Annotated in this window: 15 protein-coding genes, 1 pseudogene and 1 riboswitch; of the genes and pseudogenes, 8 read left to right on the top strand and 8 right to left on the bottom strand. The window is 39.0% G+C overall.

What is annotated here, in order from left to right:
* Positions 1–244: 244 nt before the first annotated feature.
* Positions 245–475, top strand: a pseudogene (locus ACFO3D_RS09050) (nucleotidyl cyclase domain-containing protein); the annotation flags it as partial.
* Between the two features lie 126 nt (positions 476–601).
* Here ACFO3D_RS09050 and ACFO3D_RS09045 read toward each other — a convergent pair.
* Positions 602–3,817 carry a M36 family metallopeptidase gene (locus ACFO3D_RS09045; RefSeq protein ID WP_390295002.1) on the bottom strand — a complete coding sequence of 1,072 codons (3,216 nt, stop codon included), beginning with the start codon at positions 3,815–3,817 and terminating at the stop codon, positions 602–604.
* A 779-nt stretch (positions 3,818–4,596) separates the two neighbouring features.
* Between ACFO3D_RS09045 and ACFO3D_RS09040 the strand changes: the two genes are divergently transcribed.
* From ACFO3D_RS09040 to ACFO3D_RS09030, 3 genes are all read left to right on the top strand, one after another.
* On the top strand, positions 4,597–5,742 hold the full coding sequence (locus ACFO3D_RS09040; protein WP_390295000.1) for an alpha-hydroxy-acid oxidizing protein: 1,146 nt from the start codon (positions 4,597–4,599) through the stop codon (positions 5,740–5,742).
* A 277-nt stretch (positions 5,743–6,019) separates the two neighbouring features.
* Positions 6,020–7,408: a YjiH family protein gene (locus ACFO3D_RS09035; protein WP_390294998.1), complete on the top strand. Its 1,389-nt coding sequence runs from the start codon at positions 6,020–6,022 to the stop codon at positions 7,406–7,408.
* 156 nt (positions 7,409–7,564) lie between these two features.
* Positions 7,565–8,758: an aminotransferase-like domain-containing protein gene (locus ACFO3D_RS09030; RefSeq protein WP_390294995.1), complete on the top strand. Its 1,194-nt coding sequence runs from the start codon at positions 7,565–7,567 to the stop codon at positions 8,756–8,758.
* Between the two features lie 409 nt (positions 8,759–9,167).
* On the opposite strand, the gene ACFO3D_RS09025 is transcribed toward ACFO3D_RS09030, so the two are convergent.
* Both ACFO3D_RS09025 and ACFO3D_RS09020 read right to left on the bottom strand, forming a co-directional pair.
* Positions 9,168–9,779: a DUF421 domain-containing protein gene (locus ACFO3D_RS09025; protein ID WP_390294993.1), complete on the bottom strand. Its 612-nt coding sequence runs from the start codon at positions 9,777–9,779 to the stop codon at positions 9,168–9,170.
* Between the two features lie 170 nt (positions 9,780–9,949).
* Complete coding sequence (locus ACFO3D_RS09020) at positions 9,950–11,251, bottom strand: voltage-gated chloride channel family protein (protein WP_390294991.1); 1,302 nt, start codon at positions 11,249–11,251, stop codon at positions 9,950–9,952.
* A 618-nt stretch (positions 11,252–11,869) separates the two neighbouring features.
* Here ACFO3D_RS09020 and ACFO3D_RS09015 point away from each other — a divergent pair.
* From ACFO3D_RS09015 to ACFO3D_RS09005, 3 genes are read left to right on the top strand one after another with little or no spacing between them, the layout of a single operon-like run.
* The gene (locus ACFO3D_RS09015) at positions 11,870–13,207 is read left to right on the top strand and encodes a cytosine permease (protein ID WP_390294989.1); all 1,338 of its coding nucleotides are present in this window, start codon (positions 11,870–11,872) and stop codon (positions 13,205–13,207) included.
* On the top strand, positions 13,204–14,292 hold the full coding sequence (locus ACFO3D_RS09010; RefSeq protein WP_390294986.1) for a DUF917 domain-containing protein: 1,089 nt from the start codon (positions 13,204–13,206) through the stop codon (positions 14,290–14,292). Before ACFO3D_RS09015 ends, ACFO3D_RS09010 begins: the two co-directional genes overlap by 4 nt.
* 1 nt (position 14,293) lies before the next feature.
* Complete coding sequence (locus ACFO3D_RS09005) at positions 14,294–15,853, top strand: hydantoinase/oxoprolinase N-terminal domain-containing protein (RefSeq protein ID WP_390294984.1); 1,560 nt, start codon at positions 14,294–14,296, stop codon at positions 15,851–15,853.
* Positions 15,854–16,161: 308 nt separating this feature from the next.
* Here the strand turns inward: ACFO3D_RS09005 and ACFO3D_RS09000 are convergent, their stop codons facing one another.
* The 4 genes from ACFO3D_RS09000 to ACFO3D_RS08985 form a co-directional block, all read right to left on the bottom strand.
* Positions 16,162–16,998 carry a MetQ/NlpA family ABC transporter substrate-binding protein gene (locus ACFO3D_RS09000; protein ID WP_390294981.1) on the bottom strand — a complete coding sequence of 279 codons (837 nt, stop codon included), beginning with the start codon at positions 16,996–16,998 and terminating at the stop codon, positions 16,162–16,164.
* A gap of 12 nt (positions 16,999–17,010) precedes the next feature.
* Positions 17,011–17,673, bottom strand: a complete 663-nt coding sequence (locus ACFO3D_RS08995) for a methionine ABC transporter permease (RefSeq protein WP_390294978.1) — start codon at positions 17,671–17,673, stop codon at positions 17,011–17,013.
* A complete protein-coding gene (locus ACFO3D_RS08990; protein WP_390294976.1) occupies positions 17,663–18,691 on the bottom strand; it encodes a methionine ABC transporter ATP-binding protein in 1,029 nt (342 codons plus the stop codon). Before ACFO3D_RS08990 ends, ACFO3D_RS08995 begins: the two co-directional genes overlap by 11 nt.
* An 82-nt stretch (positions 18,692–18,773) precedes the next feature.
* Positions 18,774–18,895: riboswitch (SAM riboswitch) on the bottom strand.
* 187 nt (positions 18,896–19,082) lie between these two features.
* Positions 19,083–20,483 carry a purine-cytosine permease family protein gene (locus tag ACFO3D_RS08985; protein WP_390294974.1) on the bottom strand — a complete coding sequence of 467 codons (1,401 nt, stop codon included), beginning with the start codon at positions 20,481–20,483 and terminating at the stop codon, positions 19,083–19,085.
* 547 nt (positions 20,484–21,030) lie between these two features.
* Between ACFO3D_RS08985 and ACFO3D_RS08980 the strand changes: the two genes are divergently transcribed.
* Positions 21,031–21,951, top strand: a complete 921-nt coding sequence (locus ACFO3D_RS08980; protein WP_390294972.1) for a glycine betaine ABC transporter substrate-binding protein — start codon at positions 21,031–21,033, stop codon at positions 21,949–21,951.
* A 198-nt stretch (positions 21,952–22,149) separates the two neighbouring features.
* Here the strand turns inward: ACFO3D_RS08980 and ACFO3D_RS08975 are convergent, their stop codons facing one another.
* Positions 22,150–22,467 carry a winged helix-turn-helix transcriptional regulator gene (locus ACFO3D_RS08975; protein ID WP_390294970.1) on the bottom strand — a complete coding sequence of 106 codons (318 nt, stop codon included), beginning with the start codon at positions 22,465–22,467 and terminating at the stop codon, positions 22,150–22,152.
* Between the last annotated feature and the right edge of the window lie 107 nt (positions 22,468–22,574).

Raw genomic sequence — 22,574 nt, 5'->3', positions numbered from 1 at the left:
CTTCAAAATACAGTTCCAGAATCTTACGATAATTAATCATAAAAAAGCCTCCTGTATAATAGAGTCATGCTTGTTGGCATGCAATCTCAATTATACAGGAGGTTTTTCTATTTCTATAAGCTGGCTTCATAGTCCGCAAATAGTGGCTCTTTCCTCCGCAATCACTGGCTCAAAACTCCGCACTCGTGGCTCAATTCATCTGCAATAATCAGCTTGAAAAAAACTTTTTACTGATAAAACAAATAGAGAAACAAACCAAATAGCAGAGGAAATACGTTGTAACATTTCTAAATTACAACATGATGAATTGGATGAAGGCCATGTTACTGTGAGTATAGGTTTACAATCTTATAAAGAGGGAACTGGAAAAGAGATTTTTTTCCGGGATACAGATGCCTGTTTATATGTAGCGAAGCGAACAGGAAAAGATAAGGTTGTAAATGAATTAACAATTGATGAGATGCAAATAACTTAATGTGTTTTTTGGGTGTTAATATGTTTGTTAAACAAAACGTTATTCAAACATGGAGAGATGTTTCTCTATCATTATAAGTTTAGTAAAAAAGAGCAGGACCACAATCCTGCTCTTTACCTATTTACCCTAATACGGACGTTTAGCTGTAAATGTGAAAGGTACGTCCGCGCCTGACCATAGACCAATATATACATACCTTGTTCCACCTGGAATTACCCCTGACTCATCGGCTCCTGCTGTTGCGACTCCGTTTATCACCTCAAAGTTTTGGTTATAGAAATAAACGTCATAATCATAGGATGTTCCACCAGGTCCAGTTAAAGTGAAGTTGTGTATCCCATCTCCATATGGCTCAGGTAACGTAATAACATACCCGTCAACTCCTTGGGAGGTTGGGGTTGGATTTTGAGTTGTAACAAATTCATTTTCTGTTACAGCTAATGTAGCTGGTACTCCAGCCAAACTACCAATTCCAGTTCCTGCGTTTCCAACCTCAACAGACCCTTCTGCTACAAAAGGCTCTTCTGGTTCAAGCGTTAATGGCTCTATTTTGGATTTATCAGAAGAGAAAGCTTGAACTTCAGCTACTTGGACATAGCCTTTGGAATTATCTTGAGCACTATTTGCAATAAACTTCAGATATTTTGCTTCAACAGGTTGATCTAAATCAAATCCTTTATATTGTAAGTCTGGTGCATTTGGACGTGGTTTGCCTGCTGTAAATGTATCTTCAATCACTGTTTCCCAATTTTCCCCATCAATGGAAGTTTGGACGGTGAAATCCTTTAAAGTGGCAAAACGATTTTTCGATACATCTTTAAACGCGCTGACTTGGATATGTGACAGCTTTGTTGCTTGATCCCCTGCTAGGTCAATAACGAATTCTGCTCCAGTAAAACCACTCTCTTCTGTTTCAGAAGCATATACACTAGCTTCTGTATCATCAATGACCATTTTAACTGGGTTACTATCCGATACACTCGAAGCACTTATAACCTCAGCACCATTAAAGGAGGACGCTAGATTAGGTTCTACTTTTAATTGCATACGATTCTTTTTACCTGCTGTAATTTCAACGCTTTCGATTGTACGGGAACCAAAACCCTCCGCTTGAATGGTAACATCATACGTTCCTTCTACCATTGGTAATCCGAACTTTCCACCAGAACTAGTTACAACCGCAGGACTTGTTCGGGCTTCATACTGTCCAATGATAATACGTGCCCCTTCAATAGGCTTGTTAGTCGATGCGTTGACAACTTTTCCAAACAATAAACCGTTTTGGTCTTCGTCAGGATGGTTAAAGGCAGGAATAGGATCTGTATCATTTCCGCCGTTAGAGAAAGCATCAACACCTAATCCGCGTTGGGCGAACGCCTTCCATAGTACGTCTGAATACTCGCCACCATACCGTTCAAACTCGGCTGTAACGATGGCCGTTCTCATATCCTCCATGGAAGGATTTGGAATGGAAATTGGCATGGCATCCATAACGAGTTGTTCAGCAACTGTCTCACCGATATCTTTTCCTAATTGGTCAATTAGTTCTTCACGCATGTGCCATAAAATGGCTGCCCAAATATCTCCGTCAGAATGTACTTCTGGACCTACGATATCATAACCGATATCACCGAAATTATAAGGTGCCTCATCCAATGAGTAGCCTCGAATTCCGCGCTCAAGGTTTCCGGTCACATAACCGCCAACAACGGGCTTTTCCTGGAGACTGTTTTTAACTAAATAATGCATCCCATACCAGTCACCCCAGCCTTCACCCATCGAGCCGGATTGATGGCTACCTAAAGCTTCTCCACCGGCAACCAGGCGATTCGATAAAGCGTGGGAATATTCGTGATAAATAATCCCGGCATCATAGTCTCCATCTGCATATTCCCCTTCGAAAGCTCCGGCGATAGGTTCCCATAAAAACATGCCACTCCAAGATGGGAGTCCATCTGGTAGTGTTAACATATAGGCATTATCACGACCAGTGTAGGTCGGCTCGCCACCAGATATTGCTCCGGCTTGAACCAATCCCATTATAGGGTCACCATCCATACCACCTTTGCCAAAATTGGTAAGCTGCAAGTTCCCAGCTGCTTCAACCCAGCCTAAATTGTAATAATAGTCATGGAAAAGGTTATGGTGATAAAAAAGGTTTGTTGTTGCACTATTAACGTCTTCTGCATAGGATGGTGGTACAATCTCCCCTTCTGTTTCCTGCCAAGCATTTGTGAATTCATAATTAAATTTGCCTAGTGGATTTACTGGACGAACGATTTGGTCTGCAGGTGCCAAAAAGTTACTCCAGTTAGCGAATGAATCAGCATTGTTTCCAAAGGTTGTAACTCCTAAATCTGTTCCTGTAACGAGCCATCCATTTGGTGAAGCGTTTGGATCCCCTTTAAAAGACTTACTAACTTGCTCGCCACCGTTCGTTGCACCTGGGTAATTTTCAAAAATTAAACCTTCAGGCCCTAACAATTGATCAACAAGTGAACGTTTATAAAGTTGGTCACCAGTTGCTGCATCGATGACAATTTCATAGCCTTTGTCTAACTCTTCAATAAATAAAACGCGATAAGCGGGGCGGACACCATCATTTGTAATGAATGTTGCCTTTTTAACTCGTTGGTCAGTTGGTAAAATATCTCCACCGTCAAATACATCCCAACCTTTTTCTTCTCCTTTTAGAGTTGGTGTGTAACTAAGATTAGGCACTTCAAGTGATAGAACCTGGTTAAGTGCATCCATAGATGATAACTCAAAGTCGGCGAGTAGTTCTGTGGAGCGACTGAGGTTTCCAGTTACAGATAATATTTTCCCCTCTTTATTTACGGCGACAATCAACCTGCCTCCATAGACGGATTCAATCCCATCGAATGTTTGTTGGAAGGTAACGGGTTGAAGTTCTGTACCTGGCATTTTATAGTTTCGGATTACGTTAAGGTTATTAATCTCTTCTTGTGTTAGACCATATAGGTTTGAGTTTTCCTTAATCCAATTTAAGGCAATCGTTTCAGCGTTTAAAGAAGATTCTTCGGTTAAATAACCGTGATTCTTTACAATACTAGAAGGGGTTCCAAACAGTGGATCCCATTTAATTTTAACCCCGGTTCCTACTTCTTCTGCTAATGATTGTGCCGAGTCTAGTTGGATTTCGGTTGGCAAAACACGGTTGATCACATCTCTTACATCAAAAAATTCTGATTCCGCTTTCTCCAGTACACTCGTTTCTTGAATTGGCCCAGAAATCTGTTCGGCGATGAGTTGGCTGGGTATTACTAGTGCCCCCAAAAGTACGATTATACTGAAAACGGCAACAAGCTTTCTTCTTCTCATGAAGTCTTTATCCTCCCTTTATAGAATTTATATAGTATAGTTCTCAAAGTATATTAGCTGTTCCTTGTTATAAGTCCAAAAGTACTGACAACTGACTATTGAAATTAGTTGTTCGACCTATACAAGGTAATACAAAAGGTTTATAGGGAGGATCTAAATACTAGATTTGGGGTAATATAAAAAGTCTAATCATTAGGAGATGTTTTCAAAGATGCAAGCTAAAAATTCATACGATAGGAATAAATAGCAAAAAAGGTATTATCCATTAGGAGGTAATGAGATAACACCTTGTTTAAACAGATTGAATTTTTCAAGTCAGTGAAAAGTGATTGATTAATCTGGGAACGAAGAACAGTAAACTATCATTTTTTAATTAATAGGTTTGAAAATCGGGGAGTATATTTTTTCTAAGCATGTACCCCTAAAACTAAAAAGGGAGAGATTATTATGTTTTTTGGAAACCCTACAAACCGTTACGGTGAACCGTATCATAAATAAGCGTAAAATAAGGAGAGAAAGGGTTTCCCTTAAGTTTCCCATTTAACGATCCCTTGTTCATATCCACAGATATTCCAACCCCCTTTTTAAAAGTTTAATAAAATTAAAAGAGCATATTAATGTATGATTAATGTATGTATCCGCATTTTAAATTTATGAATAAGTTAATAATTAGACTTTCGAGGGCAAATATACGGGGATTTTCTTTTTTGACAAATGAGAAAATGGTAAACTTATTTTTAGTAGTATCCGTGAATAAATATTAAAGGGATGATCAAGGGATGTCTAATTCTTTTAAAAGTAATGATAATGTCGTTCAATCTATTGATACAGAGGAAAATTTTCCAATTAGTTTTGAGGAAATAGAAGGTGTAGCCAAAAAAGCTATGTCTGCTCCTGCTTTTAGTTATATCGCTTCCGGGGCCGGTGGTGAGGAGACAGTAAGGAAAAATGCCGATGCATTTAAGAAATATTCAATTACCCCGAGATTATTAAATGATGTATCTAATTTGGATACGAGTATAACTATTTTTGGACAAACATACCCTACGCCACTATTACTTGCACCAGTTGGTGTTTTAAAGTTAGCTGATGAGCAGGGGGATCTGGCTGTTGCTCGGGCAGCGGCTAAATATAAGGTTCCGTTTATACAAAGTACTGTTTCGAGTTATTCAATTGAAGATGTAGCTCAAGCTACAAATGGTAGTTCTAAATGGTTTCAATTATATTGGTCCACCAACGAGGAAATTTCCTTTAATATGGTGAAACGTGCTGAAGAAGCAGGGTATGAAGCGATTGTATTAACGATAGACACTATTACACTAGGTTATAGAGAGAAAGACATGCATCATCGCTTTTCCCCATTAGCGCTAGGCTATGGTCAAGGAAACTTTGAATCAGATCCTGTATTCTTATCAACATTAGAAAAGGTTAATTCACGCACTATACTTCAGGAAATTATAGATAATATTAATTATCCAGCTTTAAATTGGGAGCATGTCAAAGCGTTGAAAAAGAGAACGTCATTGCCAATCGTTTTAAAAGGGATTTTACATCCAGAAGATGCTCGTTGTGCTATTGAATATGGGGTTGATGGAATTATCGTTTCAAATCATGGTGGAAGACAGTTAGATGGTACTATTTCTAGCGTAGATGCTCTACCTGAAATCGTAAAGGTTGTAGATGGTCAAATTCCTGTATTATTTGATAGTGGGATTCGAAGAGGGATTGATGCCGTAAAGGTGCTAGCTCTTGGGGCTGATGCTGTCTTGGCTGGCCGTCCATATGTCTATAGTTTAGCTGTAGGTGGTGAAAAAGGGGTAGGACAATTTTTAGCTAATTTTCTTCAGGATCTTCAAACTTCTATGATGTTGTCCGGTGTTAAAAATGTAAAAGAACTACGCCAATTAAAAATTGCAAGGGTGTAGGTTAAAGCCTCCAAGACTAGCTTAAAAATGACCTATCAATAAATTTCATAAAAATATACTATATTTTATACATTTATTTATATACTCCAAAAGCCTGTTTTCTAGTTATTTAAAGAGAAAACAGGCTTTTGTATTATGATAAATCCAACATAAGATAATAAAACACACCATTGCATAATTATACAAATAAATGATATATTATAGATTATTAAGCTAAGCGGGGATAGTACGATCAATACTATCTACTAAAAATATAATGAAATTGGAGGGAGTCTACATGGAAATTGAAAAACTACAACAGATAGAAGAATTTACTAACAAAAAGGAATTTACAGCAAAACAATATATGCGCTTTTGGCTTCCCTCATTAATTGGAGTTTTGCTATTTTTAGTCCCTATCTCTGTAAATGGAAAAGTAACAATCGGACTTGGAGTTTTAGCGGATGGTTTACAGGGTGCCATAGCTGATTATATTCCTTCGATAATGACAGTTATTCTCTGTATTTCTGCCGTTGGTAGTTTGATCGTTAAATATACAACAATAGAAGCAGTTAAAAAGAGTGCATTCTTAACTAGTTTATTTGATATTACGCCATTCTGGTTAATCTTGAGATGTATTGGCGCATTATTTGCTGTCTTTACATTGAATCAAATAGGTCCTGAATTTATTTGGTCGAGTATTACGGGCGGGGTAGTATTATATGATTTAATTCCGGTATTAATGGTTTGGTTTTTATTCGCTTGTTTATTTATGCCTCTTTTACTTCAATTTGGGTTGATGGATTTTATAGGAACATTGGTACGTAAAGTAATGTTTCCTTTATTTAAATTACCTGGACGTTCCTCCGTTGATGCATTAGCATCATGGATGGGAAGTGGAACAGTGGGTGTATTATTAACAACACAACAATATGAATCTGGTTACTATACAAAACGTGAAGCATCTGTTGTTGCAACGAACTTTTCTATTGCTTCGATTGCCTTTAGTCTTGTTATTGCAAGGTTTTTAAATATTGACCATATGTTTATCCAGTTTTATTTTACTGTAATTGTAACAGGAGTAATTGCTGCAATTATTTGTCCAAGGATCCCGCCTCTTTCGTTTAAGAAAAATACGTATTACGAGCCGGTAGGGAAACAAATAGATGAAGTTGTGCCAGAAGGGGTGTCTAGTTTCCAGTGGGGAGTAAAAAAGGCCGTGGAAAAAGCAGATCAAGTCAAGAGTTATCCCAGTGTTATAAAAGGCGGGGTACAAAATGTGCTTGATATTTGGTTCGGTTTAATCCCATTGGTGATGGCGTTAGGAACGGTAGCCCTTGTTATTGCGGAGTTTACTCCTATATTTAATTACTTATCCTATCCTTTCGTACCATTCCTTCAGTTGCTGCAAATTCCAGAGGCTCAAGCTGCTGCGCCTGCTATGCTTGTTGGTTTTGCAGATATGTTTTTACCAGCTGTAATTGGAAGTGGGATTGAGTCAGAACTTACACGTTTTGTTATAGGTGTAATGTCCTTAGCACAGTTAATATACATGTCTGAAATTGGAATTCTATTAATAAAATCAAAAATTCCAGTTTCGTTTGCGCAACTATTTATTATATTTCTCCAAAGAACAATCATTACGTTGCCAGTTGCTGCGTTAATGGCACATTTATTATTTTTCTAAAATCTAGTATAGTAAAAGTGAATTAGAGAATGGTAATTGGAAGTTCAACCTATAATTTAATAAAAGGTCAAAAAGCATTGGTACCCGCCAATGCTTTCTTTAGTAATCTGTATATAATAATAAAAGCAAGATTTAATGGAAAGGTGAATGATAGAAATGAATATGGAATCTTTTTTTTCTGAAAGCACGAAAGCCGCCCTTCGGAATGAGCCACCGGGCGAATGGATGCCAACACTCCCAGATGGTTGTGTACGTTTAAGTTCTGGATTCCCAGCACCTAATCTTATCCCAGTTGAGCAGCTTCAAGCAGCAGTTAGACGCCTGCTTGAAGAAGAGGGGGATTTACCGTTACATTATATTGGAAGCCCTAGAATGGCAAAGCTAAAGGAGCAGCTTCAAGCGAGGTTGGTACAACGTGGTATCCGCGTTTCAGAAGAAGAACTCTTAATTACATCCGGGGCATGCCAAGCAATCGATCTAGTTGCCCGCATTTTTATGGATAATAAAACAGTCGTTGCCGTAGAATCGCCAACGTATATGGAAGCATTAGAAGTATTCCAAAACTACACGAAGCACTTTATTAGTATTCCTGTGGATGAGTACGGACTGCAAACAAATAAATTAGAAGAGATTCTAGCGGAAAGGAAAAGAAAAGGGTTCCCGCTTCCTCGCATTTTATATACAATCCCAACTTTTCAAAATCCAACAGGTACAACGATGACAATGGATCGTCGGAAACATGTGTTGGAACTTGCTGCCGAGTATGATTTTCTTATTTTAGAAGACGATGCTTATGGCGAATTATACTTTCAAACACACTCAGTTCCGTTAAAAGCAATGGACAACGAAGGACGTGTTCTACATGTTGGTTCTTTATCCAAGGTAGTAGCACCGGGAATGCGAATCGGATGGATAACTGCAACAACCGAATTTATTACCGCTTTGGCTTGGTTTAAAAAAGATTTAGACCATCCATTTGCCCAAGCATCAATGGCTTCCTTTTTAGAAAGAACTGACTTAGAGAAAAGGCTCAAAACCTTAAGAGAAACGTATCAACGTAAGTGTACCGTCTTACTTTCTGCATTGGAACAACACATGCCCAAATCGGTCTCCTGGTATGTGCCAGAAGGTGGTTACTTTGTGTGGGTCAAAATTGTTGGTGTTGATACGTCGGAATTTTTAACTCAGGCTCTCAATGAAGGTGTCTCCTATATCCCGGGGAAACATTTTTTCTTAAATCAGCAGGATGGAGCAGAGTACCTTCGTCTATCATTTAGTTATGCTGACCAAAAAGAGATAGTAGAAGGAATTCAAAAACTAAGTAAAGTTATAAAGCTAATCCTTTCATAAGTATTCATATCAAATGAAGGTATGATGAGTGCGATGAATCCTACCATAAATAAAATGAGTTTTTAATGTACAACCTTTACGATATAATATGACAAAATTCGGTAAGTTCCAGTGGTTGCCCCCCTTATAATGGACAGGTAGTGTATGATAAATATATGACATAACTGAATTTAAAGCTGTTTTTTAGTAACAGAAATAGTATACGTTTCTCATTATAACGCTTAAATGTCATATTTTAACTACCCATTTTTAAGGGGCTGGACTACAGGCACCCAAAGGAAAACAAGAGATTCCGTTTTACTGGTTGTCTCTAGAGGAAAGATGCAGCCGAACTAGTAAATTCTCCTAAAGAATGTTCTTGAGCAAGAATGTAAATAATTTGCTTAGTTGGAATATTTTAACATTAGTGTTAATCCAATTTCTCTTTAGGTTTTTCTTTATGCTTTCTATTTTTAACCTCAGTAAATATGTTATCTGACACACTTGTTTTAGTTTTCGATGTTTCATTTGGAGGATTAGATTGATTTGATTCAATCAGCGATTTCAGCATCTCAATATCCTCTTTAGTAGCGTATTTTTTATCAGGCTTTAACATATATCCTAACTGACCGTTCGATTCTATAGTAGCCCATTGTAAATCAGTAAAATCCTGAATGTTTTGTTGTCTCATTCGTACTTCAAGCATGTCAACCGTTAACCGCAGCTTCTTTAAATTGCTTTCATTAATTTGGCCGTTTTCAACTACTACAAGCCCTTTCCCATAAATTAAAGTTTCAAGAGCATTCGATTTCAAAACGATATACTCAATAAAAAGAAGTGTAGCTACCATTAAAAATGTAATCAACATTGTAATCCAAATGTTCCTATCGCCAACAGGTTGAATAATTAATGATCCAACAGCTATCATCATGACAGTCTGAGCAACAGTAAGCTGTGAGATTGATTTTCTTCCAGCTAACCGTAAAATCAGGATTCCTCCTATCACGACGACAACAGCTTTCCATATGAAGTGTAAATCCAATAGGATCCCCTCTTTTCAAATGTTGCTAAAAATATATTTACGGTTGACTTTTTCTGGTTTAATATCTAGTGATTATTGTGGATGAAATCATTTACTTTATTCTTTAGTGAAGTGTCTTTATATAACTAGAACAATAAAAGGGCAGCTTATTCCTGTTTACGTCTAATTTTCTAAGGTTTTTTCTTTTTTTCAACGTTTTCAATAGTTTCCGCGAGAAGAGTATTATATAACCTGCTCTTAGGCTCATATATTTTTTGAGATGGCCATAGTCCATGATGTCCTGAGAATAGATAGCTGACTAAACAAGCAACAAAAAAGTACTCTAACCCTTTTCCATCAAACATTTCCATTGCCAGCAGGAAAGCTGCTATAGGAGTATTAGCCCCTCCACAAAAAACAGCGATTAATCCTAATGCAGCGAGAAATGACATAGGTAAATCGATGAATGTGTGTAAGGTATTGCCTAATGTTGCTCCAATGAAAAATAAAGGTATGGCTTCACCGCCAACAAAGCCTGTACCAAGAGTTACTGCTGTAAATATTAGCTTGGCCAGGAAAGCAAAGGGTGGAACGTCTTCTATAAAAGATTGTTCTAACATCTGTAATCCTCGGCCATTGTAATCTTGTGAACTAACGATTAAAGTTAATACTACAATGACAATACCTCCAAAAAAGGCTCTTTTCATATGGTTTTTTTTGAAAAGTTTCTCAGAGAATTTTTCTATTCCATGCCTCAACTGACAGTATAAAACACTTATTAGGCTAAAAATGACTGCTAGAAGAATAACTATTATAAATGTACTAATAGATATTTCCGGTACGGTTTGTATTATAAATTTTTCGTGTTTATGTCCCCAAGCTGCTGTAGTTACATAGTGACCAACAAAGCTTGCCGTAAGACAAGGAACAAGTGCTTCAAATTTCAGCTTTCCTAAAGCAGTCATCTCCATCCCAAAAACAGCACCTGTTATAGGTGCTCCAAAGGCAGCCCCAAAACCAGCACTTATACCGCTCATCATTAAAATTTTCTTGTTGAATATGTTTACCTTAAAAAATTTGTTTACCGCAGCAGCTACACTTCCTCCCATTTGGACAGCAGCACCTTCTCTTCCAGTTGAACCTCCAAAAAGGACTGTGACAAAAGTCGCGAAATAGACGATAGGCCCCATTCTCCGCGGCACCTCTTTTTTTCCATGAACTGAGTCTATCACCAGATTATTTAGTTTTGCAGTGTCATTCAGAGTATTATTCAAAAATACCTTTCCGTAGTTCATATATATGTATCCTATGATAATTCCTCCAAAGGGGAGAAGGAAGATAAGCCAATCTCTTTTTAATCGTATATCATCTCCCAGATAATCGTTTATCTCTAAAAGGAAATAGGTTGTCGAGCCAACAACTATACCAATTATGCTTCCAAAGATAATCCATTGACCCAGCACTGAAAAAAAGTTTTTATACTTTAACAGCATTCACCAATTCGCCTCTTTCCTGTGGGGAATTCAATTCTATTATTGCCTATCGTATTATAATTATTTAAATAAATAGTGAATAGCCAATTATGAAAGAAGCGAAAAGGGATCAACCCATTAATTCAGTTTAATTAAAAATAGACGAATTCCTCTTTTTCTGGAAGGGCTAACATGAAGCGAAACCGGATTAAGAGACGATGAGGCAGGTACCTCGTCCTAATTACTTTCAGTGGGACAAGGAACCTGTCCCCCTAAGGAGTCCCAGTTTCAATTTGACTTCTTTTTTATGACAAATAGAACGATGCAATATATATGTATAAAAATACAATTAGATTTATATTAAATTATAATATTTTCCCATGAAATTATTGGAAAACCATTCGCTTTATTGGTAGCGATGCCATTGTTTACGCCATAACCATCCACTTCTTATCTGAAAGCGTTTACCAATAAATATCAGTCTAAAAACTTATAAAAAATGCATAAAAGCAGGTTGCCATACACTCAGGATGGGGGTATAATTACGACTAATTATTTTTTCCAATTTGAAAAAGTTTTAAGTATTACTTTGAATTTTTTCAAATTTCAAACCAAAAAACATCAAGAGGGGGAAAACGCATGTCAGAACGATTTAAATCCAAAGCCATTACAGACTATGAACGTGAGCCTGTACCACAGGATAAACGAAAAGGATGGGGGAAACTATCTTTAGTGTGGATAGCAGGTATAGTTGCTCTATCCGCAGTTGTATTAGGAGGAACTTTAGGAAGTGGGATGACATTATCAGATTCTATCATCGCTTCACTCATAGGAACATTTATTTTAGCGATACTTAGTGCAGCATGTTCAATTGTTGGAGCAAAAACTGGATTATCCACTGCACTTGTATCAAGCTTTGCTCTAGGTAAATATGGTTCTTATGCAGTGTCTTTCGTTATTGCCATCTCGTTATTTGGATGGTTCGGGGTTCAATTGAATTTGTTTAGCACAAGCCTGCAAAACATTCTTTTAAAAACGTTCAGTATAAATGTGGATCCAATCTTCCTTGTTCTATTTGGCGGTTTAGCTATGTCTATATCAGCTATAATTGGCTATAAAGCAATTGAAAAATTAAGTATGGTAGCTGTTCCATTACTAGCGATTCTTTTAATTAGTTCCTTGGTCCGTGTCTTGAATGGCACATCTGTTTCTGAAGTTGCACAAGCACCATTGACCTCAGATCCACTTTCAACAGGGGTTGCGATTTCGTTAATCATTGGTTCTCTAGCAACAGGTGCAATCATTGGTCCGGATATCTCTCGTTATGCAAAATCAACCAAAGATGCAGTTATTGCTTCTTTTGTCGGGTACTTTGTCGGTTTTAGTATCGTTCTTATTATTTCATCGATTTTAGCAAAAGCAACAACACAGGTAGATATTGTAGAAATCATGTTAACTCTTGGTTGGGGATCTGGAGCATTGGTGATCCTAATCATTGCACAGTGGACAACCAATGATAATAACTTGTATTCCTCTGCATTAGGATTTTCCGTTATTTTTCAAAAGGTGCCAAAATTCTACTTATCGATTGCTGCCGGTGTGATTGGAACATTATTAGCAGTAGCAGGTATTTATGATAGTTTTATTCCGTTTTTAAGCTTTTTAAGTGTATTAATACCACCAATTGGCGGAATATATGTAGCAGATTTTATTATCAACCGAAAAAACTATGCTTTTGAAAATCTAAAAAACGTGAAAAGTGTAAATATCCTAAGTATCAGCATCTGGGTTATAGCATCGTTGGTTGCATTCCTTACAACCCCAGAACCAAATGGATTTGGAGTATTCACTTTAACAGGCGCATCTGGATTTGATGCCTTTATCGTCGCTTTTATCTTGCAATTGATTGCGAGTAAAATACAGGTTGGAAATGGCTTACAAACAACAACGAGTTTTAAAGGAGAGCAAGCATCATGAGACTAATCGGAAAACAAGAAATTGAAGATATTGCAGTTGGAGCCGCGCTTCTTGGAACAGGAGGCGGTGGTGACCCTTATATTGGAAAATTAATGGCACAACAAGCAGTTGAAGAATTTGGACCAATCAAGTTAATCTCTGTTGACGAAGTTCCAGATGATGCTTTAATTGTTCCATCGGCAATGATGGGAGCGCCAACTGTCATGGTAGAAAAAATCCCTAGTGGAAACGAAGCGCTTGGCGCCTTTGAAGCATTACAAAATTACCTCGGAAAAGAAATTTATGCAACCATGCCAATTGAGGCTGGCGGTGTAAACTCGCTTCTTCCGTTTGCCTTAGCAGCCAAATTAGGCTTGCCTGTTATTGATGCAGACGGGATGGGTCGTGCGTTTCCTGAATTGCAGATGGTTACCTTCTATTTAGACGGCGTATCCGCAACGCCAATGGTTCTTTCCGATGAAAAAGGAAATAGCTCCATACTAAATACTGTAAATAGTGTATGGGCAGAGAAAATCGCGCGTGTCGCCACCGTTGAGATGGGTGGTTCCACCATGTTGTCGATTTATCCAATGGACGGAAAAACAGTAAAACAAAGCTCGATTCACAATACCCTATTATTAGAAGAGAATATTGGGAAAGCGATTCGTGAGGCGAAACAGAATAAATTAAATCCAATTACAGAAGTTTTGAATCTAACAAATGGACATACCTTATTTAAAGGTAAAGTAAGTGACATTGATCGTAAAACAGAAACTGGATTTGCTCGAGGAAAGGCAACCATTGAAGGGATGGAGGATAACCAAGGAGAGACACTATCCCTTTACTTCCAAAACGAACATCTTTTAGCTAAATCAGGAGATAAAGTATTATGTATGACACCAGATTTAATTGCTGTTCTAGATACAGACACAGGGCTTCCAATCACTACGGAAGGCTTACGCTACGGTGCACGGTGTGTCGTTATTGGATTGCCTGCAGATGCTAAATGGCGTACGGAGAAAGGAATCGAAACAGCCGGTCCGAGATACTTCGGTTATGACCTAGATTACACACCATTAGAAGAGTTGCTAGAGGGGGAAAAATAACATGACAAGCTATCGTATCGGAATCGATGTTGGTGGAACCCATACCGATGCTGTATTACTAGATGAGAACTATAACGTTATTTCAGAGACAAAATCTTCAACGACAGGGGATGTAAGTAGCGGGATTTATAATGCTCTACGTAAAATCGTCCAAGAAGCCAATGTCCCTGTAGAGCAAATCAACTATGCTATGCTAGGAACCACACATTGTACTAACGCAATTGTAGAAAGAAAACGTCTAAACAAAGTGGCAATTATCCGAATTGGTGCACCTGCAACACTTGCTATTAAACCACTTGTAGGTGTGCCAGATGACTTAAAGGATATTTTAAAGAAGCATGTTTACCTAGTACATGGTGGACATGAATTTGATGGCCGCTTAATAGCAGAACTGGATGAAGAACATCTTTATCAAATCGCCAACGAAATTAAAGGTGAGGTAGACTCCGTAGCGGTTACTTCCGTATTCTCTCCTGTTTCCAATGTCCATGAGGCTCGAGCAGAAGAAATTTTGCGAGAAGTGCTGGGTGAAGACATTGCGATTTCCCTTTCCAGCGAAATTGGCAACGTTGGATTATTAGAAAGAGAAAATGCAACCATACTTAATGCATCGGTAGTAGATGTGGCAAGAACCACAGCAAACGGTTTCGTTAATGCATTAAAAAAAGAAGGCATTGATGCAAAGGTATTTTTCGGTCAAAATGACGGGACATTAATGTCGGTGGAATATACCGTGAAATATCCAATCCTTACCATTGCCTGTGGTCCAACAAACAGCTTACGTGGTGCCGCTTATTTAACAAATAAAGCAGATGCCATCGTTATCGATGTGGGAGGAACAACAACCGATATTGGGGTGTTAAACAATTCCTTCCCCCGCCAATCATCCTTAGCAGTAGAAATCGGTGGCGTTCGTACGAATTTTCGTATGCCAGATATTTTATCTGTAGGACTTGGCGGCGGAACAATAATTCGGGAAAACGAAGATGGTACCGTAGCAATTGGACCTGAAAGCGTTGGACACCGTCTTTCGGAAAAAGCACTTATTTTCGGTGGAGATACGATAACAGCTACTGACATTGTTGTAGCTTTAGGTAAAGCGGAACTCGGTGACGCTTCTAAAGTAGCTCACCTCGACAAAACCTTTGTGGAAAAGGTCTATGTACAAATGATTGAGATGGTAGAAGAAGCATTAGACAAGATGAAGACCAGTGCAGAAGATACGCCAGTTATTTTAGTTGGTGGCGGAAGTATTTTGATTCCAAATAAATTAAAAGGTGCTTCAGAAGTAATCAAGCCAAATAACTTTGGTGTGGCGAATGCAATTGGTTCTGCGATTTCCCAAGTGAGTGGACAAATTGAGAAGATCTACAAGATGGACGAGTTAGGTCGTGAGAAAACGATTGAAACAGCTAAAGAACTTGCACGTCAAGAGGCGATTACAGCAGGCGCAGAGCCAGGTAACCTTGTGATTGTTGACTTAGAAGATGTCCCTTTAGCATACCTTCCAGGAAACGCAACCAGAATCCGTGTGAAAGCAGCTGGGGATTTGAAAAAATAAGAAGCAAGGGGACGGATCTCGTGCATCATAGTCTCTAATGAGGTGGAAAAAAACGGGAGTTTACACTCCCATATTCTGCTGTTTCTGTTTCTGCAATCTGATCCCTATCTTTTTTGCTCAAACCACACTAAAAAGGCTATTTTCGTTCTTCAACTCCATATATTTAGTGAATTAGAGGCTTTTTCATGAAATACAGTAACTCAAAATAAGGAAGACAAACAATAACAAAATCCGGCTGTGCAATTATTTATCATGCACAGCCGGTTCTATCTGATTCTTATGATGCTTTCTGTCAAAGCTTCTCTATACTACCATCCAATTTCCTCTAAAGGAACGAATGTAGGGATGAGGGAATTGTTAAAGACCTCTCTGATATGCTTCGCCACATCTTCCTGCTGATAAATCTCTACAATCTTTTGGTAAACCTTCTTGTCTGTTTCATCTGCACGAGCGGCAATGATATTAATGTAAGGCGTTGCAGTATCATCTTCAATGGCAATCGCATCTTCAACCGGTACAAATCCAGCTTCCACTGCCACTCCGTTATTAATGACGGATGCTGCAACATCAGGCAGCACACGCGGTGTTTGGGCTGCCACGATTGGTTCGAATTTCAGGTTTTTAGGGTTTTCTTCAATTTTGCTCAAGTCCCCGTTGCCATCAAAGTCATCAGGTAAGCCAATCAACTCCGATTTTTCAAGAAGCAGTAGAGCCCGTCCCATGTTCGTAGCTTCCTTAGGTATAGCAATTGAGCTTCCATCAGGTATTTCACTGACATCTTTATATTTATCGGAGTATACACCCATTGGTGCGATCAACGTGGTGGCAATCGGAGCAAGATCTAAGCCACGCTCCTTAATGAATGCATCAAAATAAGAAACTGTCTGAAAGGCGTTTAAGTCAATATCTCCATCGGCAAGCGCCAAATTAGGTCTTACATAATCCGCAAACTCCACTAATTCAAGTTCAATATTTTCTTTAGCGGCTTTTTCTTTAACCTTTTCCCAGATTGGGACTCCCGATCCATTTAAACCTACTTTAACTTTTGTTGTTTCCTGAGAGGCTGATTTTCCTTCTTCCGAGCAGGCCGATAATATAAAACCGACTGTAAGTAATAGTGTTAGTGTAAAAATACATTTTTTCATGATGATTCCTCCTTATTGTCTGCGTACTTTTTTAGATAAGAAATTTCCAATGGTCTGTGTGAGCTGAACAATTAATACAAGCAGTAAAACGGTGACAATCATAATATCGGTCTCGAATCGCTGATAACCGTAAGCGATGGCGAGGTCACCAAGTCCTCCTCCGCCGACAAATCCAGCCATGGCCGAGGCTCCGACAAGTCCAATAGTCGCGATAGTTAAGTTTAAGGTAATCGAACTCAAACCCTCTGGTATATACACACGCCAGATAATCTGCCAGGGAGTCGCCCCCATAGCCTCTGCTGCTTCAATAACACCTGGCTTAACTTCCAGTAAACTGCTTTCCACCAGTCTTGATATATATGGAGCAGAGAAAATGACGAGTGGGACTACAGCCGCGGCGGTTCCGATGGATGTACCCACAATCAGCCTTGTGAAAGGTAAAATTGCAACTAGCAAAATAATGAATGGAATAGAACGAAAGAAGTTCACAACGGTGCTGAAACCATTGAATACTGGCATGTTCTCCAGAAGTCCGCCTTTTCGCGTGACCACCAGGAGAATTCCTAACGGTAATCCGATTAATGCAGCGGCGACCAGGGAAATGCCTACCATCACTAAGGTTTGATATGTCGCTTCCCAAATCCTGGGCCAAAATTCCATCAAATTAACCTGCATATGTCGTCACCTCCTGAATCGATACTTTTTGCTGGATATGGTTAATCACGCGTAAAATCTCTGCTTCATCTCCCTGAAGCTCTATAATAAGATTGCCGAACGGAATTCCCTGAAGCTCTGTAATCTGCCCGAACAGTACATTGACTTCCACATTGAACTTCTTAGCAACCTGCGAAAGGACAGGATGCCCGGCACTTTCATCCACGAAGGTCACACGGTAGATATTCCTTAATGATCCTCTCGCTTCAATTCCATTTAAAATGGAAGCAGGGATATCATTTTCCATCACGGTTCGCACAAAGTTCTGTGTAGTCTGGTGCTGTGGATTGGAAAATAAATCGAAAATCGATCCTTTTTCAATGATCCGGCCGTTTTCCATCACAGCTATCCGGTCACATACCTCACGGACCACGTTCATCTCGTGTGTAATCATCAAAATGGTGATTCCGTATTCATCACGAACTTTTCGCAAAAGCTTGAGGATGGATTTCGTTGTTTCGGGATCTAAAGCAGAGGTCGCTTCATCACACAATAAGATATCCGGGGATGTAGCCAGCGCTCTGGCGATGCCCACCCGCTGCTTTTGCCCGCCTGAAAGCTCTTCCGGGTACTGCTTGGCCTTATCCGACAGTCCGACAAATTCGAGAATTTCCGTAACTCGCTGATTGATCTCCTTTTTCGGAGTGCCCGACAAAGCAAGGGGAAAAGCAACGTTATGATAAACCGTTTTGGACTCCAGCAAGTTGAAGTGCTGAAAAATCATGCCGATTCGCTTTCTCACTTTTCGTAAATCCGGTTTAGAGAGCTGGAGCAAATCCTCACCATTTACAATCACTCGCCCCTCGGTCGGACGTTCCAGTAAATTGACTAATCGGACCAAGGTGCTTTTTCCGGCTCCGCTAAAGCCGATAACACCAAAAATCTCCCCTTTATGTACCGTCAAATTCACCTGGTCCACTGCTCTCAAGTCACTGCCATTATGCTGGTAAACCTTTGATACACTCTCGAACTCAATCATGTTGTCCCTCCTATACACAAAAAGTACCCCTCTTCTGTAAAAAAATAAGAAGAGGGGTACTCATAATATGAGATACCGTCTCTTCCCATCTTTCACGTGCACGTGGCACATGCTGGAGTTGGCACAGTTTCTGATCATTTTTTACGGATCAGTTCCGCTGCCGAGGTTTCGTAGGGCCAGTCCCTCCACCTCTCTAGATAAGAAGAAAAGTTAGTCGCTTTTTAATTGATGCTGATTATCATAATACAGTTTAAGGGCTTTGTCAATTTAATTTACTAAATTCATAGACTTTTTGTTTCTTTTGTTTAAAGCTGTTATTCTCCGCCAGTGACGGCGAGCGCTTAGCCGGTAATCGTTGCTGCAATTTCTGAGTGTTTAATAGCCCTGTTCTCTAAGCAATATAGTCTTCCCGCTCAATTTCCTCGTTATCTTTTTTGATATAATATCTTCCTTTTGTGGCAACTGCCAGTACAATTGTTAGGATAGCAGCAAGGATTGAGGCGAAGAATGCAGCAGTGCTTTGCAGAAATGTTCCCATGAATCCTAATGCCGCAATGGTACCGATGCCGCTTGCTATGATAAGTGCTCCTACACCAACCGGATTCCATTTATATAAATTGTCCTGTTCTGCTTCATAATAGCCAGGACCGATCTTCAGGATTTTTTTGACGAAAATAGCGTCCACCACCAGGATTGTTGCCCATGTCAATAGGAATACTCCCTGAAATGTCATGACAACTTCCAAGTGTTCAACAATATTAAGAAGCATCAGGATGATTGCTGATACACCAGTGACGACCACCCAGAAATGTCTTCCCGGTTTAAATTTAAATATATTTTCAAAGAAACTAGATAAGGATAAAGAACCACTATAAATATTGGTAACGTTTATTCTAATTTGGGTCAGCATTGTAAATAAAGCTCCCCAAATACCAAGAAGCAGTACAATATATACTCCTGGATTTGGTTCTCCAAGGCGAACACCGAACCAAATACCTAGTCCACCCATTACTCCAAAGCAGAATATTTGAGGGATGAATCCAATAGCAAAGATTCCAATTTTCGTATCCTTTGGTTTCAAAAAGCGGGCGTAATCTGAAGCAAGAAGAGGGGTTAAGCCCATAATTCCGTGTTGCATTCCAATACATAACAGTAATGCAGTGCCTCCAACTTGAACACCTTCAGGCATGTATGACCAGAATGCGCCATCATAACCGGATGTTTTCATAGCGGCCATCACAATGGCAGCAATCAGGAATAGAAAGAATAATGGTAAAGACCATTTCTGCAGTTTGTCCAATTGTTTGATTCCAAACCAGTTCAATGGAATAACGATTAAGCCAAAGAATAGAATCAGTACCCATTCTGGAATAACGGGGAAAAACTCATGGATTGCAGAAACGAGTATTAAACCTTCCAGCGCACAATACATAATGAAATTCGTGGCATAAATTAATGAGGTCAGGGACGCGCCGATATAGCCAAAACCTCCACCTCTTGATAAAAGGTTTACGTTCATTCCGGACTTAGCGGACAAATATGCAATGAATGTCCCTAATATTCCGGCCACAATGATGGCATAAACGGCAGAAATTATGGCGTTGATTGCCCCGAATTGAAGCGCCATAACACTTCCCATTTGAAAATAAAAAATGGCTGTCGCAATTCCGAATGTAATATTCGTTATGCTTAACCAACCCATATTACGCTTCGCGCGAGGGACTCTTTCCAGTGAATAATCATCACCACTTCCCTTTGACTGGGCAAGTTCTTGAGATTGGTTTTCTTCCATATGATCAGCTCCTTATTGTAGTTTATAAAATCCATACCTCAAGGAAATTATCAGGAAGTACAACTAATCTAATGTATCAAGAAGGGAGCATTAATACAAACTGCAATTTTTTTGATATTTTTCTATAACAGCCCTTTCATCTCTCTAATCCTACGTTTATCTTGGAAATGGTCAAAATCCGTACATAATATTACTCATATTTTCAAATGTTCGTTTTTAAAGCGTTATCCTCAATAAACTCATTATCAAATCGGGGAATAACGGAAAAAAGCTATTATCCTTTAAAACAGTTGGGTATCTTAAAAGGAGTAATTGTAAGAATGGTTACGTTATCCCCTTGAAAATTCTTCGAGAGATTATCCTAGCCATCTCTTTGCGAGGAAACCGATAGATTCACGGTTTGAGTTATCCGGTCAAAAAGATATAGAATTTAAAACAGTTGTCTTTTTAGAAATAATGCATTTTTTTTTTGCAATAAGAGTGTGGAACCTTTGAGACAACTGGGAAAATTATCACATAATACAGCTAAAGGGGAGTCATATATAACATGTTAAACATTAAAAGGAAAAGGTTAGGACTAATTACTGGTTTATCTTTATCTTTAGTAGCAGCAGGTTGCGGTCAAGGTGATGAAGGAGGCAGTGACCAGGCAGAAGCTGCGCCAAATGTAAGTGAAGAATTAGAATATACAATTACCGGTATTGAACCTGGTGCCGGCCAAACAGAGACAAATGAAAAGGCGATAGCTGAATATGATAGTCTTGCAGGCTGGGAACAGGAAACTGCTTCGTCTGCTGCCATGTTGACAGCATTAGAGAACGCGATTGATAACGAAGAACCGATAATAGTTGCTGCATGGTCGCCTCACTATAAATTTGCCAAATGGGATCTGAAGTATCTGGAGGATCCTAAAGGTGTCTTTGGCGAAGATGAGCAAATTACTACAATTGCAAGAAAAGGCTTAAAAGATGATATGCCAAAAGCATATAAGATTATAGACCGAATTCACTGGGAACTCTCAACCATGGAATCCGCTCTGCTCCAAGCTCAAAAAATGAATTTTGAATTCGAAAAAGTAGCGAAGAAGTGGGTGGATAACAATCAGGACATAGTTGAAAAGTGGACAAAAGGTGTGGAGCCTGTAGATGGTAAAGAGATAGAACTTGTTACAACTTCCTGGGATACAGAACTTTTTTCAGCGAATGTAGCAAAAATTGTACTCGAACAACAAGGATACGATGTTAAGCTTACACCAGTTGACCCGGCTATTCTTTTTGGAGCTATTTCCTCAGGTGAAGCTGATGCTTCCCTTTCTCCATGGATGCCAACGACTCATGGTGCATTCTATGAAAAGTATAAAGGGCAATTTGTGGATTTAGGACCAAACGTAGAAGGTGCAAAGATTGGTTTAGCCGTGCCGGCCTATATGGATATTGATTCCATTGAAGATCTTCAGCCTAAAGAGTAATACACCTTTAATAGTAAACTCCCCTTCAAGTCATTAGGGACTTGAAGGGGAGTTTTATTTGTACGGAAAAGTCTAAAGCACGGAGGCGGGACATATCCAGCCCTCATAATTACTAAGGTGCACGATAGACTATATTTCCGAAGTGGGTCCTTTACGCTAACATTATTCCAGTTGTTCGGCCTCTTACTTTGCAGGCAACTAAGATTGCACTTTTATCCAAGCCTGCGACCAGTCCTCAATTGTTTTTAAAATTGGTTCCATGGAATGTCCTTTTTCTGTTAAGGAGTATTTTACGATGACTGGTGTTTCGGGTATCACTTCACGGTTCACGATGTCCTGTTGTTCTAATTCCTTTAAGCGGTCCGATAATACTTTTCCGCTTATACCTATAGAGGATTGAATTTCATTAAAACGTTGGGCACCCATTAATAATTGATAAATAACTAAAGTCGTCCATCTCTGGCTTAGCAAGGAAAGGGCTTTTTCAAACTTTGGACAGATTTCGGGTTGTGTCAATGACTATCACCTCTCTTGGCATATATTATACCACAAAAAGTTACTAGATTATTAAAATAAAATTAGTTTCTTGACATAACCTAAATACGATTGTAAACTAGGTTACA

This window comes from Virgibacillus kekensis, assembly GCF_042654125.1.
Lineage (GTDB): Bacteria > Bacillota > Bacilli > Bacillales > Amphibacillaceae > Lentibacillus > Lentibacillus kekensis.
The sequence above is the reverse complement of the archived record's forward strand: the minus strand, read 5'-3'. Positions and strand labels throughout refer to the sequence as shown.